Source organism: Phenylobacterium sp. (genome assembly GCF_035569475.1).
Taxonomy (GTDB): domain Bacteria; phylum Pseudomonadota; class Alphaproteobacteria; order Caulobacterales; family Caulobacteraceae; genus Phenylobacterium.
In genome coordinates, this window is sequence record NZ_DATMNA010000116.1 from 1 (window position 1) to 13,426 (window position 13,426).

A 13,426-nucleotide genomic window follows, 5' to 3' on the forward strand; every position below is an offset into this window, starting at 1 on the left:
GTGCCGAAATCGTCGATGGAGATGGAGATGCCGGCCGCCGAGAACCGGTCCAGCATGGCCAGCGCCAGCTCCGGGTTCTCGATGACCGCGGTCTCGGTGATCTCGATGGTCAGGCCGCCCACCGCCTGCCTGGCCTGGGCCTCCGCGAAGTCGGCGAAATCGGCCTCGCCCAGGGTTCGGCCCGAGACGTTCACGGACATGTCCACCACATGGCCCGCCCCGGCCAGGCTGGCCTGGGCCTCGATGGCGCGCTTGAACACCCACTCCGTCAGCGTGCGGATGTGGCCGGTCTCCTCGGCCATGGGGATGAACAGGTCCGGCGGCAGCATCCCGCGCGCCGGGTGGCTCCAGCGCGACAGCGCCTCGACCCCGGTCACCTTGCCCAGCCGCATGTCGAATTTGGGCTGGTAGAAGAGGTCGATCGCGCCCTCTTCCAGGGCGCTCAGCATGCCGCTCATCAGCGAGAGGTTCGCGCCCGGATCGCCGTAGGCCGCCGCATCGAAGAAGGCGACCTTCCGCCTGTCGCCGCGCGCCTGGTCCAGCGCGATATTGGCCCGCTCGATGGCCGCGCCGGGACCCGCGCCGCGCTGGATAGGGGCCAGGCCCAGGTGCAGGGTCACGTCGATCACGTCGCCGCCGACGTTCAAGGGCGCCTCGAGCTCGGCCATCAGCCGCGCCGCGTCGTCCTGCGCCGCCGCCAGGTCCTGGGCGATCAGGACGAAGCCCAGAACGTCGCTCGCCACCCGGGCCACGCCGGAGGCCGGCGCGAGGCCCCCCAGGCGGTTGCCGATCATCCGCACGGCCTGGGCCGCCAGGGCGTAGCCGATGGCGCCGCGCAGGTGGTCGAAGCGCGCCAGGCCCAGCGCCCCCACATAGACCTGGTCGCGCGGCAGGTCGGAGAGCGCCTCCACCACCCGCTCCAGCGCCAGGCGGTTGGGCAGGCCTGTCTCGCCGTCGTGCATCGCCAGGTGGGTGATCCGCCGCTCGCGGTCGCGGATCTCGGTGGCCATGGTGTTGAAGCTGCCGGCCAGGCGGCCGATCTCGTCGTGGGTCTCGATCTCGACCTGGGCTTCCTCGCCGCGCTGCAGGCGGTGCGCCGCCTCGTCGAGCGCAGTGATCGGCCGGGTGATGCCGCGCGCCAGGACCCACGAGCCCCAGCCCACGACCGCCAGGCCGATCAGCCCGCCCAGGGCCACGATGGCCAGCATCAACTGGTAGGGCCGTAGCGCCTGGGCCAGCGGATAGCGCAGCACCAGCACCGCCGGCGCCGTCCGGGTCAGGCTGGGCAGGGGCTTCACCAGCGCCAGCGACGCGCCGCCGGTCTCGTCGATCGCCTGGGCCGTGACCAGCTTCCGGGCCGTAGCCCGGTCGATCAGGCGGCTCAGCGCCTCGCGGTCGCGGTCGCTGACCCGGCCCTCCTGGCGCCAGCCGCGGGCGTCGCGGTTCAGCACCGCCGCGCTCAGCGGGATCGACGACAGCTTCTCGAGCGCGGTCATCTCGCCGCGGTCGAGGCGCACGGCGAACACCAGCCAGCCGATCTGGTCGGGCGACAGCACCGGGGCGGCCACCACCTGGTAGGGCGCGCCGCCCAGCATGACCACGCCGGCGGGGTCGTCTGCGTTGTCGAGCGCCTTTTCCAGCGCCGGGCCGTCGGCGGCCAGCGCCCGGGCGTCGGCGCCGATCATCTGGCCGTCGGTGGTGACGATGAAGGCCGCGTCGATGGTGAAGCGCTGCTTCAGGTTCTCCATCGCCGAGACGATGGTCGGCCCGTCGTGGGTGGCCACTGCCTCGCGGAACCCGAAGTCCCTGGAGAGCAGCGCCGCGCCCTCGCGCAGCCGGTCGGACCGCAGCGTCCAGACCCGGTCGAACACCGTGCCGGTGGCGGTCAGTTCGCCGCGCACCTGGCGCTGGGCGGCCTGGTCGGTGGCCGCATAGACGCTGACCGCAACCACCAGCAGGGTCGCCCCGAACAGGGCGACGTAGAGCACGGTCAGGCGGGTGCGGAGGCGGGTGAACATCTCAGGCGCGCGCGCTCTGCGTTCCGCCGGCTGGGCCGGGGGAAATCGGAGGCTCTCCGGCCCGGGCCGGAGCGGCGCGGCCGGGAACGGCGTTCGGAGGCGCGAACGGGCGCATGGACCTCCTCTAGCCGACCCTTCGTGAAGCCTGCGTAAACCACGGGAAAGTTTTAGCTAATTTGCATCGGCCCGAGGGGCGTCCCGGTTCCCGTTTGCCCTGGCCCCGGCCGCTTGGCACAATCGCGCCATTGAAGACCGACGCCTGCGCGGATTTCCCGCGCCGCCATTTTGAAAGCCTGTGACTTTGAGCATTTCCGCCTCGGCCCCGGTGGGCGCCACCAGCCCCTTCGCGTCGGTGGACGCCCTGGTCGAGGGCCTGGGCGGCGTCGGCTACATCGCCTCGCGCCGCATCGCGACGGCCCTTTACATGGCCGCCCACCTGCAAAAGCCGATCCTGGTGGAAGGCTCGGCCGGGGTCGGCAAGACCGAGCTCGCGCTTTCCACCGCCCGCCTCCTGGCCAAGCCGCTGATCCGCATGCAGTGCTACGAGGGCCTGGACGAGTCCAAGGCGCTCTACGAGTGGAAGTACGGCAAGCAGCTCCTCTACACCCAGATCCTGAAGGACCGGATGGGTGAGGCCCTGGCCGACGCGCCGGACATGGACGCGGCCATGGACCGGCTGCACGGCATGGGCGATCTGTTCTTCTCCGAGCCCTTTCTGGAACCACGCCCCCTGATGCAGGCGCTGCGGCACGACGACGGCTGCATCCTGCTGATCGACGAGATCGACAAGTCCGACGAGGCCTTCGAGGCCTTCCTGCTGGAGGTGCTGTCGGCCTATCAGGTCTCGGTGCCGGAGCTAGGCGTGATCGTCGCCAAGACCCCGCCGCTGGTGTTCCTGACCTCCAACAACGTCCGCGACCTGGGCGATGCGCTCAAGCGCCGCTGCCTGCACCTGCACATCCCCCTGCCGGAGCCGGCGCTGGAGGAGCGCATCGTCGCCACCCGCGTGCCGGGCATCGAACAGGCGCTGACCAACCAACTTGTGGCCTTCGTCCAATCGCTGCGCACCATCGACCTTCGCAAGGCGCCCTCGATCTCGGAGACCGTCGACTGGGCCCGCGCGCTGGTCCTGCTGCACGCCCGCGACCTGGACGCCGCCGTGGTGCGCGACACTCTCAACGTGATCCTGAAGTTCGAGCAGGACATCGTCGCCGTCGAACCGCAGATCGTCGAGCTGCTCGCGCGGCGATAATCCCCTGTTCCGCTCATCCCCGCGAAAGCGGGGACCCAGGTGTTTTGTGTTTCCGAGATTCAGCCGCACAGGCATGGGCCATCATCGCATCGCAACGAAAAGAACCTGGGTCCCCGCTTTCGCGGGGATGAGCGGGTAATCGCCATGCAGCACACCCTGGAAGAATTCCTCCGCGCGCTCCGCGCCGCCGACGTGAAGGTCTCGCCGGCCGAGGCGATCGATGCGGCGCGCACCGCAGCCACCGTGGGCTACGCCGACCGGGAGCTTTTCAAGGACGCGCTCTGCGCCACCCTGGCGAAGTCCCGCGAGGAGGTGGCCCGCTTCGATGCCACCTTCGAGACCTTCTTCGCCCGCGGCGAGGTCTCCCTGCCGCCACCCCCGGACGGCGGCGCGGCGCGGGACGGTGACGGCGATGCGCCGGGCGTGGCGGACTCGGCCCTCGCCCAGATGCTGCTGACCGGCGACGCCGCGGCCCTGGCCCAGGCGATGGAGGCCGCCGCCGACCGCGCCGGCGTCGCAGAGATCCGGCTCTCCACCCAGCGCAGCCGCCTGGCGCGCCGCCTGCTGGACGAGATGGGCCTCGCCGAGATCGAGCAGATCATCGCCGGCGCGCGGAAGCTGCCGGAGCTGCAGGGTGTGGCCGAGCGCCTCGACGCCGCCCGCCGCGCGCTCGCCGCCCAGGCCCAGGCCTTCGTGGAGCGCCAGCACGCCCTCTACGCCGCCGGCTCCGGCCGCCAGCTTCGCGAGGAGATGCTGGCCAAGAAGGCGCTGAACGCCGACGGCGGCATCGATCCCGTCGACCTGGCCATGATGCAGGCGCTGGTCAAGCGCATGGCCAAGCGCCTGGCCGACCGCTACTCGCGCCGCCGCCACACCGCCAACCGCGGCCACCTGGACGTGCGCAAGACGCTGCGCAAATCCGTGGCCCACGGCGGGGTGCCCTTCGAGATCGAGTGGAAGGTCAAGAAGGTCGACAAGCCCTCCATCGTGGCGATCTGCGATGTCTCGAAGTCGGTGGCCGCCGCCGCCCAGTTCCTGCTGACCTTCCTCTATTCCCTGAACGAGGTGGTCGACCGGCTGGACGCCTACGCCTTCTCCGGCCGGCTGATCCCGGTCAACGCCATCCTCGACGACAACGGCGTCGAGGGTGCGATCCTCAAGGTGCTGCAGACCATCGGCTTCCAGCAGACCGACTACGGCAAGGCCCTGGAGGACTTCGTCGAGAACCACATCGACCGCGTCGACCGCCACACCACGGTGATCGTCCTGGGGGACGGGCGCTCCAACTTCGCCGATCCGCGCCTGGACCTGATGCACCTGATCCAGCAGCGGGCGCGCGCAGTGATCTGGCTCAACCCGGAACCCGAGAGCTACTGGGGCCAGGGCGACAGCGTCATGTACCGCTACGCCCGCTTCACCCACGTGGCCAAGACCTGCAACACGCTGGGGCAGCTGGAGCGCATCATCGAGGACGTGCTGAGGACGTATTCAGCGCACTGATGCCATCCCTCCCTCAATGGAGAGGGATAGGCCGCGAAGCGGCCGGGGTGGGGAAGTCGCGTTCAAACGCGGCCATAGGAGTTCTGCCCCACACTTCCCCACCCGTCTCGCTGTGCTTGCCACCCTCCCCGGAACGGGGAGGGATGGGGCTCACCAGCTATCCACCCACCTGAGCTTCTTCTCCGTCCTCGGAGGAACTGGCGGCAGGGCCTTCAGGCCGCCGACGATCCAGCGGCGGGTGTCGGCCGGGTCGATGACGTCGTCCAGCGCGGGGTGCGACCCCCGCGCCATGGCCTTGCCGTTGGCGTAGGCGGCGGCGACCATCTCGTCGAACTTGGCCTTGCGCGCGGCGGGGTCTTCGATGGCGGCCAGCTCGTTGCGGTAGCCGAGCTTGACCGAGCCCTCCAGGCCCATGCCGCCGAACTCGCCGGTGGGCCAGGAGACGCAGAACATCGCCGCCTGATAGCTGCCGCCGGTCATGGCGATGGCGCCCAGGCCGTAGGACTTGCGCAGGATCACCGAGAAGATCGGCACGGTCAGGTTCGCCCCGATCACGAACAGCCGCGAGCAGTGGCGGATCAGGCCGGTCTTCTCGGCCTCCGGACCGACCATGTTGCCGGGCGTGTCCGACAGCGACAGCACGGGGATGTCGAAGGCCTCGCAGAGCTGCAGGAACCGCGCGGCCTTGTCGGAGGCGTCACTGTCGATCGCGCCCCCGATATGCATCGGGTTGTTGGCGAAGACGCCCATGGGCCGGCCCTCGACGCGGATGAAGGCGGTGACCATGGCCAGGCCGAACTTGGGCCGCAGTTCCAGCACGCTGCCCTCGTCGGCGATCAGGTCGATCACCTTGCGGATGTCATAGACCCGCAGCCGGTTCTCCGGGATCGCGCGGCGGAGCAGGCGCTGGTCCGCACACGTCCAGTCGGCGAGAGGGCCCTGGAAATAGGCGAGGTACTTCTTGGCCGTCGCGACCGCCTCGGCCTCATCCTCCACCAGGACGTCGATGGTGCCGTTGGCCTGCATGACCTTGACCGGCCCGATCTCGTCGGGCCGGAAGACCCCCAGGCCGCCGCCTTCGACCATCGCCGGGCCGCCCATGCCGAGCGCCGAATCCTTGGTGGCGATGATCACGTCGCAGCAGCCGAGGATGGCGGCGTTGCCGGCGAAGCAGCGCCCGGAATTGACCCCCACCAACGGCACGGTCCCCGAGAGCTTGCCCCAGAACTCGAAGCCGCGGGTGAAGCCTCCGCCCTCGGTGTCGCCGGGCCGCCCGCCGCCGCCCTCGGTGAAGAACACCGTGGGCGTCCTCCAGCGGTGGATCAGCTCGCTCATCCGGTCGAGCTTCCAGTGGTTGTTGGCCCCCTGGGTGCCGGCCAGCACGGTGTAGTCGTAGGAGAGCACCGCCGTGCGCGCCCGGTCCTCGGCGAACCGGTCGCCGTTCACGGACGCCCAGCCCATGATCATCCCGTCGGCGGGCGTGGTCTTGACCAGCTCGTCCAGGGAATGGCGCCTGCGCCGCGCGGCCACCACCAGCGGCCCGTACTCGACGAAACTGCCGGGATCGACCAGGTCTTCGACGTTCTCGCGCGCCGTGCGCTGGCCGGTCTTGCGCCGCCGCGCCACCGCCTGCGGCCGCGCGGCGTCGAGCGCCAGGGCGTGGCGGGCCAGCACCTCGGCCAGGTCGGGACGGATATAGTCGAGGTCGACGGCCTCCTCCTCGCCGCCCGCGCCGCCCGCCACCTCGGCCTCCTCGATGAAGGCCAGGGGATGGTGCTCGAACACCGTCTCGCCGGCCGCCACCGCCACCTGGCGCACCACGCCCGAGACCTCCGCGGCGATCACGTGCTCCATCTTCATGGATTCCATGATCATCAGCGCCTGGCCCGCGCGGACCTCGTCGCCCACCGCGACGGAGATCCCGATCACCGTGCCCTGTAGCGGCGCGCGCAGGGCCCGGGTCCCCTCCGGCCCCTCGGGCTCGATGTCCTCCGCAGGCTGATCGACCTCCTGCTTGCCGAGCGCCAGCACCGCCAGGGGGTCGATCGCATCCACCTGGTAGCCGACCCGCGGAGGCGCCCCCGCGCCCTTCGCGGGCGCGTCGAAGTAGAGCTTCGGATGCGCCGCAGCCGCGCCGGCGAGCTCGGCCATGTGCTGCTCGATGAAACGGGTATGCACGTCGCCCGCCGCCACCTCGGGCCGCGCCAGCAGGGTCTGCAGGAAGCCGATGTTGGTGGGCGAGCCTTCGATCCGGAACTCGCTGAGCGCGCGGTAGGCCTTGGCCACCGCCCGCTCCAGGCCGCCCGCGCCGGCATGGACGATCAGCTTGGCCAGCAGGCTGTCGAACCGCGCGCCGGTGCGGTAGCCGGCGTAGCCGAAGCCGTCGACCCGGATGCCCGGCCCCGACGGCGGCTCGAAGGCGGCGATGAGGCCGCCCGCGGGCTTGGCCGAGCCGTCCGCCGCCATGGTCTCCAGGTTCACGCGGACCTGCACCGCGTGGCCGCGCGGCGCGGGAACCTGCGCCTGGGTCAGCCCCAGGGCCGCCAGCGAGGCGCCGTCGGCCACCTGGAGCTGGAGCCGCACCAGGTCGAGGCCGGTGACCTCCTCGGTGACCGTGTGCTCCACCTGCAGCCGCGCATTGCCCTCGATGAAGACGAACCGCTCGCGCCCGACCAGGAACTCCATGGTGCCCAGGCTGCGATAGCCCGCGGCCTCTCCCAGGCTGACGGCGGCCGCAAACAGCTGCTCGCGCAAGGCGGGCGCCAGCATGTCGGCCGGCGCGATCTCCACCACCTTCTGCCGCTGGCGCTGCAGGCTGCACTCGCGATCCCAAAGGTGGCTGACCTCGACGCCGTCGCCCCCATCGGCGCCGATAATCTGCACCTCGACGTGGCGGGCGCGCGGCAGGAAGCGTTCCACATAGAGGTCGCCGTTGCCGAACGCGGCCCGCGCCTCCGAGGCGCAGCGCTCAAAGGCCGCCTCCAGCTCCGCGGCGTCCATCACCGGACGCATGCCGCGCCCACCGCCGCCGGCCACCGCCTTGATCATCATGGCCCCGTCTTCGCCGAGCTCCGCGAAGAAGGCCCGGGCCTCTTCGAGGGTGGTCGCCCCCGCGGTGCCCGGCAACACCGGGACGCCGCAGTCCTGGGCCAGCGCCCGCGCCCGGCCCTTGTCACCGAACAGCTCCAGAGTCGCGGGCGACGGCCCCACGAAGGTCAGCCCCGCCTCGGCGCAGGCCCGCGCGAAGCCGGCGTTCTCGCTCAGGAACCCGTACCCCGGATGCACGGCGTCGCAGCCCGCGTCCCTGGCCGTGGCCACGACCTGGTCGATGTCGAGATAGGCGCCCGGCCCCGAGCCCTTCAGCGCCCGCGCCTCGTCGGCCTTGCGGGTGTGCAGCGAGGCCGCGTCGTCCTGCGAATAGACCGCCACCGTGGCGATCCCCATCTCCGCGGCGGTGCGCGCGATGCGGACGGCGATCTCGCCCCGGTTGGCGATCAGAAGCTTCTGCACGTGGACCGTCCCAGCATGGCGCGAGCGGTCTGGCGCCGCCTCGGGGACATTGTGCAAATGCGCGCCGCTCGCGCTACCCCTCCTCTCCCCCGCGAAGCGAGAGGGAGAGGGCTGGGAGAGGGCGGCTCGGCTTCACGGCCCACCCTCCGGTGACGCAAGGATCGCGGCGGCGCGGCCCAGCCATTATGGCTGCGCGCACGGGCAACCACCGAAACCGGCGCCGCCCTCTCCCTGCCCTCTCCCTCTCGGCTTCGCCGGGGAGAGGACCCGCTCCTACGCTTTCAGTTGCTTCGTATCGATTGGCAGGGAGCGGATCCGCTTGCCGGTCGCGGCGAAGATGGCGTTGCAGAGCGCCGGGATCACCGGCGGCAGGGCGGGTTCGCCCAGGCCGGTCGGCGGATAGTCGGTGATCACGAACTTCACCTCCACGGGCGGCGCGTCGGCCATCTTCAGCAGGCGGTATTCCGCGAAGTTGCTGGGGCTGGCCGCGCCGTTCTTGATGGTGATCTTCTGGTAGAGGGCGTGGCTGAGGCCCTCTAGCGCCGCGCCCTGCACCTGGTTCAGCGCGCCGGCCGGATTGACGATCTGGCGGCCCACGTCGCCGGCGACCCAGACCTTCTGCACCTTGATCGCGCCGTCCTTGGAGACCGCGGCCTGCACCACTTCGGCGAAGTAGCCGGCGTGGCTGTAGTGGAAGGCGACGCCCATGCCGGTCCCGGCCGGCAGCTTGCCGCGATCCTTCCAGCCGCTCATCTGTTCGACGGCGGCCAGCACGCCCTTCATGCGCGCGGCGTTGTAGCCGCTGGGCCCCTCGCCCACCATCGGCTTGTCGCCCAGGAGCTTCATGCGGAAGGCCAGCGGGTCGGCGCCCGCCGCATGGGCCAGCTCGTCGATGAAGCTCTGGTTGACGAAGGCGATGGCGTTGGAGCCCGGCGCCCGCATCGGCCCGGTCGGCACGCCCGAGGAGATCGTCGACTGGTCCACCTTGACGTTGGGCACGAAGCGGCTGGGGAACTCCGTCCCGCCCATGCCGGCGCTGGAGGCGACCTTGTCGCCTTCGCCGAAGGTCACGAAGTGGTCCTGCCAGGCCACCACATTGCCCGCGGCGTCCACTCCGCCCTTGAAGTAGTGGTAGCCGGCGGGCCGGTAGAAGTCGTGGTGCATGTCGTCTTCGCGCGTCCACAGGAGCTTCACCGGCGCCCCGGTCTCGCGCGCGATCCAGGCGGCCTCGACCATGTAATCGTTGGACAGCCTGCGGCCGAAGCCGCCGCCGCAACGGGTCATGTGGACGGTGATGTCCTCCGGCTTCAGGCCCAGCGTCTTGGCGCAGAGCTGGCGGCCGGGCTCGGGGTTCTGGGTCGGCGCCCAGATCTCCAGCTTGCCGTCCTTGAACTGGGCCGTGGTGTTCTGCGGCTCCAGCGGCGCGTGGCTGAGGAAGGGATAGGAATAGGCCGCCTCGACCTTGTGCGCCGCGCCGGCCAGGGCCGCATCGACGTCGCCGTCCTTGCGCAGGCTGGTCATCGGGGCGCCGGCGTTCAGCTCGGCCGCGCGCCTGTCGAACTCGGCGGTGCCCTGCTTCGAGGTCGGATGGTCCGCCCACTGAGTATTGAGCGCGTTGCGGCCCTTGCGCGCCGCCCACCAGCTATCGCCGACCACCGCCACGCCGGGCAGCAGGCCGCCCAGGTCCGTGCCGCCCTCGACCACGAAGGCCTTCCGGACGCCCTTCACGGCGCGCGCGGCGTCGAGGTTGGCGCTCGCCACCTTGGCCCCGAACACCGGCGCCTTCTCATAGGTCGCGTAGAGCATCCCGGGCACGCGCACGTCGATGCCGAACAGCGGCTGGCCGGTGACGATCTTGGCCGTGTCGTACTGCGGCTTGGCCTTGCCGATGATCTTGTAGGCCTTGGGGTCCTTCAGCGGCACGCTCTTGGGGTCGGGCATGGCCACGCCGGCGCACTGGCCGGCCAGCGAGCCGTAGGTCGCCTTGCGCCCGGTCGCCACGTGGATCACATGGCCAGCATCGGTCCGGCACTCGCCCGACGGGCAGTTCCAGGCGGTGGCCGCGGCGGTCACCAGCATGGCCCGGGCGACGGCCCCCACCTTGCGCAGGTCGTCCCAGTTCATCGGGATCGAACGGCTGCCGCCGGCGAACTGGGCGCCATAGAGCTTGGGATCGTTGTCCGCCTGTTCGATGCGGACGTTCTCCCAGGCGACGTCCAACTCCTCGGCGATGATCATCGGCAGGCTGGTCTTGATGCCCTGACCGATCTCCGGGTTCTTGCCCATGATGGTGACGATGCCGTCGGGGGCCACGCGCACATAGGCGTTCAGCGCCTGCGCGCCGGCGCCCGCCGCGGCTTCGGCCTTGGCGGCGATGGAGAAGGACAGCACCAGGCCGCCGCCGACGACGGAAGCCTTCAGGAAGTCGCGCCGCGAGGCGCCGGTCAATTCGAGGCCCATGTCCCTACGCCTTCATCTTCTGGCCGGAGGCCTGTTTGATCGCAGCTCGGATGCGCGTGTAGGTGGCGCAGCGGCAGATGTTGGTCATGGCCGCGTCGATGTCGGCGTCGGTGGGCTTAGGCTTCTCCGCCAGCAGCGCCGTGGCCGCCATGATCTGGCCCGGCTGGCAATAGCCGCACTGGGCGACGTCCAGGTCCATCCAGGCGGCCTGAACCTTCTTGCCGATCGGGTGATGCTCCATCGCCTCGATGGTGGTGATCGCGCCGGCGCCGACCGACGAGACCGGCCGGGTGCAGCTCCGCACCGGCTTGCCGTCGATGTGGACGGTGCAGGCCCCGCAGGCGCCGATGCCGCAACCGAACTTGGGACCCGTGATCCCCAGGCTGTCGCGAAGCGTCCAGAGCAAGGGGGTGTCGGGATCGACGTCGGCCTCCATGACCTTGCCGTTCACATTGAGCTTGAAAGCCATGACGCCTTCTCCACGAGAGTCTTCGGCCGAAATCTACCGCCCCACCGCCAGCCGCCGCAAGGAAAGAGCGTTCGGTAGTTGACCTACCGGACGGTCGGAAACTCGACGTGGGCCCGGAAGCCGTCGGGGTCGAAGCTGAACCTGACTTCCCCGCCCTGCGGCCGGAGCACCATCTGCAGCAGCCGCGTTCCGAACCCCGGCGGGTTGTCGGCCGTCACCGGCGGCCCGCCGACCTCGCGCCAGGCGAAGGCCGCGCGCCCGTCCGCCGCAGCCTGCGGCCCGATGGTCACCCGGCCGCGGTGGCTGGAGAGCGCGCCGTACTTCACCGCATTGGTCGCCATCTCGTGCAGCAAAAGGCCCATGCCCACCGCCATCTCGCCGCGGATCGCCACCGCTTCGATCGCAGGGTCGACGTCCACCCGGGTCTTGCCGAACGGCGACAGCGCCTGGCCGATCACGTCCGACAGGGCCACGACCCCGCCGCCCGAGGCGGTGACCAGGTCCTGTGAACTGGCCATCGCCTGCAGCCGGGCCATGATCAGCTCCAGGAAGCCGTCGACGCTTTCCTGGCCGCGGGCGGTCTGGCTGACGATGGCCATCAGGATCGCGATGCCGTTCTTCGCCCGGTGCGCGAGCTCTCCCATCTGGAGGTTCAGCCGGTCCTCGGCCGCCCGGCGATCGGTGATGTCGAGCGAGGTGCCGACCACCAGGCGGGCCTCGCCGGCGGGGTCGTTGGCCACCCGCGCATTGACCAGGATCCAGCGCGTCTCGCCGGCCGGGGTGACGATCCGGTGCTCCAGCGAATAGTCGCCGCCCTGCGGCTTGTCCCGGGCGCCGACGAAGGCCTCGCGCACGTTGTCGCGATCGTCGGGATGCACCAGTTCCAGGTAGCCCTCCACGGTGATCTTCGCGTCCGGCCGCAGGCCGAAGATCGCCTTGTTCCGATCCGACCAGGTCACCTGGCCGGCGGGAATGTCCCACTCCCAGAAGCCCAGGCCCGTCGCCTCGACCGCGACCTCAAGCCGGCGGCGCTGCTCCAGCAGGGCGGCGGCCATGCTGCGGCGGTCGGTGACGTCGATCTGCAGGCCGTCCCACAGCACCGCCCCGTCCGGCTGGGGCCGCGGCAGGGCGGCGAAGCGGTGCCAGCGGACGGCCCCGTCGGCGCGGCGCATGGCCACCTCCACGTCGAAGGGCTCCAGCCGCGCCACGGCCTCCGCCTCGGCCGCCGCGTAGGCCGCGCGGTGCTCGGGCAGGATCATGTCGTAGAGCACCGCGGGGTCGGCCATCACGGCCGTCCCCTCCACCCCGTTCACCGCCAGGCAGCGGGGGCCCGCGAACAGGAAGCGCCGCGAACCGTCGGGGCGGGTCTCCAGGAGGAACGCCATGCCGAGCGCGGTCGCGTCGGCCGCCGACCGCACGATCGGGTCGCTCAGGCCCAGGTCCTCGATGGATGCGCTCACCGGTGCCGCGTCCCGCCCAACCGGGCCGCAATCTGTCGCGGCCTTACGCGCGCGGCAATACCAGAAGAACTATGGTTGAGCCTCGCGTAACCGCGTGCGGCGGATCGCCCCAACGCAGCTAGATCCGCGGCAGGACCAGCACGGAATCCGGCAGCTCGTTGGGATTGTCATCGCCCCGCGCCGGGAATTTCTCGGCCAGGACATCGCCGCAGAGCCGCACGGCCGCCTCGTAGCCCTTCTCCACCTGCCCGGTCTTCAGCCCGTCGGTGAGCGCCGCCATGGCCTTGTCCCAGACGTGCGGCTCGACGTGGTCGGCGATGCCCTCGTCGGCGATCAGCTCGGCCATCCGTTCGCCCAGCGAAACGAAGATCATCACGCCGGTTCGTTGGCGGGTCAGGTGCAGGCCGCGGGCGGCGAACTGCTCGGCCGCGCGGCGCTGCACGTGGTGGCGTTTGAGGCTGCGGGGCGTCAGCGCGCGGCGCACGGGCGGGATCGCCACGATCAGGGCCGTAGCCACGAACAGCAGGCCCTGGACCACGATCGCGCCGATCAGGGCGCTGCGCACCGCCTGCTCGATGGCCTGGCCCACGTCCAGCGCGCTCCAAGTGGCGAACAGATCGGGGACGGTCACATGCACCCCGGCCAGCAGCAGCACCGCCGGCCCCAGCATGGCGACGCCGGCCGCCCAGGCGATCACCGTCTCGGCGTAGTGGCCGCTCTCTTCGGCGACGATGCAGAAGATCTCGCCGGTGGTGCG

General features: G+C 70.8%; 8 protein-coding genes. 2 read left to right on the plus strand and 6 right to left on the minus strand.

Annotated features, from left to right (window positions below; genetic code table 11):
- Window positions 1–2,018, minus strand: a 2,018-nt coding sequence (locus VNW53_RS18640; RefSeq protein ID WP_325557463.1) for an EAL domain-containing protein, incomplete at its 3' end; no start/stop codon positions are given.
- A gap of 301 nt (window positions 2,019–2,319) precedes the next feature.
- Here VNW53_RS18640 and VNW53_RS18645 point away from each other — a divergent pair.
- Both VNW53_RS18645 and VNW53_RS18650 read left to right on the plus strand, forming a co-directional pair.
- Entirely contained in the window at window positions 2,320–3,270 is a 951-nt protein-coding gene (locus VNW53_RS18645) for a MoxR family ATPase (RefSeq protein WP_325557464.1), read from the plus strand.
- A gap of 144 nt (window positions 3,271–3,414) precedes the next feature.
- Window positions 3,415–4,770 (plus strand): vWA domain-containing protein, encoded by a 1,356-nt coding sequence (locus VNW53_RS18650; protein WP_325557465.1) that lies wholly within the window; start codon window positions 3,415–3,417, stop codon window positions 4,768–4,770.
- Between the two features lie 150 nt (window positions 4,771–4,920).
- Here the strand turns inward: VNW53_RS18650 and VNW53_RS18655 are convergent, their stop codons facing one another.
- The 5 genes from VNW53_RS18655 to VNW53_RS18675 form a co-directional block, all read right to left on the minus strand.
- A complete protein-coding gene (locus tag VNW53_RS18655; protein ID WP_325557467.1) occupies window positions 4,921–8,280 on the minus strand; it encodes a carboxyl transferase domain-containing protein in 3,360 nt (1,119 codons plus the stop codon).
- A 273-nt stretch (window positions 8,281–8,553) separates the two neighbouring features.
- The gene (locus VNW53_RS18660) at window positions 8,554–10,740 is read right to left on the minus strand and encodes a xanthine dehydrogenase family protein molybdopterin-binding subunit (RefSeq protein ID WP_325557469.1); all 2,187 of its coding nucleotides are present in this window, start codon (window positions 10,738–10,740) and stop codon (window positions 8,554–8,556) included.
- A 4-nt stretch (window positions 10,741–10,744) separates the two neighbouring features.
- Entirely contained in the window at window positions 10,745–11,209 is a 465-nt protein-coding gene (locus VNW53_RS18665) for a (2Fe-2S)-binding protein (protein WP_325557471.1), read from the minus strand.
- 83 nt (window positions 11,210–11,292) lie between these two features.
- Window positions 11,293–12,669, minus strand: a complete 1,377-nt coding sequence (locus VNW53_RS18670; RefSeq protein ID WP_325557473.1) for a sensor histidine kinase — start codon at window positions 12,667–12,669, stop codon at window positions 11,293–11,295.
- Window positions 12,670–12,787: 118 nt separating this feature from the next.
- Window positions 12,788–13,426, minus strand: a 639-nt coding sequence (locus VNW53_RS18675; RefSeq protein ID WP_325557475.1) for a TPM domain-containing protein, incomplete at its 5' end; no start/stop codon positions are given.

Coding starts and splice junctions, on each gene's coding strand:
- VNW53_RS18665 (WP_325557471.1), bottom strand. CDS start 11,209: ATGGCTTTCAAGCTCAATGTGAACGGCAAGGTCATGGAGGCCGACGTC.
- VNW53_RS18650 (WP_325557465.1), top strand. CDS start 3,415: ATGCAGCACACCCTGGAAGAATTCCTCCGCGCGCTCCGCGCCGCCGAC.
- VNW53_RS18660 (WP_325557469.1), bottom strand. CDS start 10,740: ATGGGCCTCGAATTGACCGGCGCCTCGCGGCGCGACTTCCTGAAGGCT.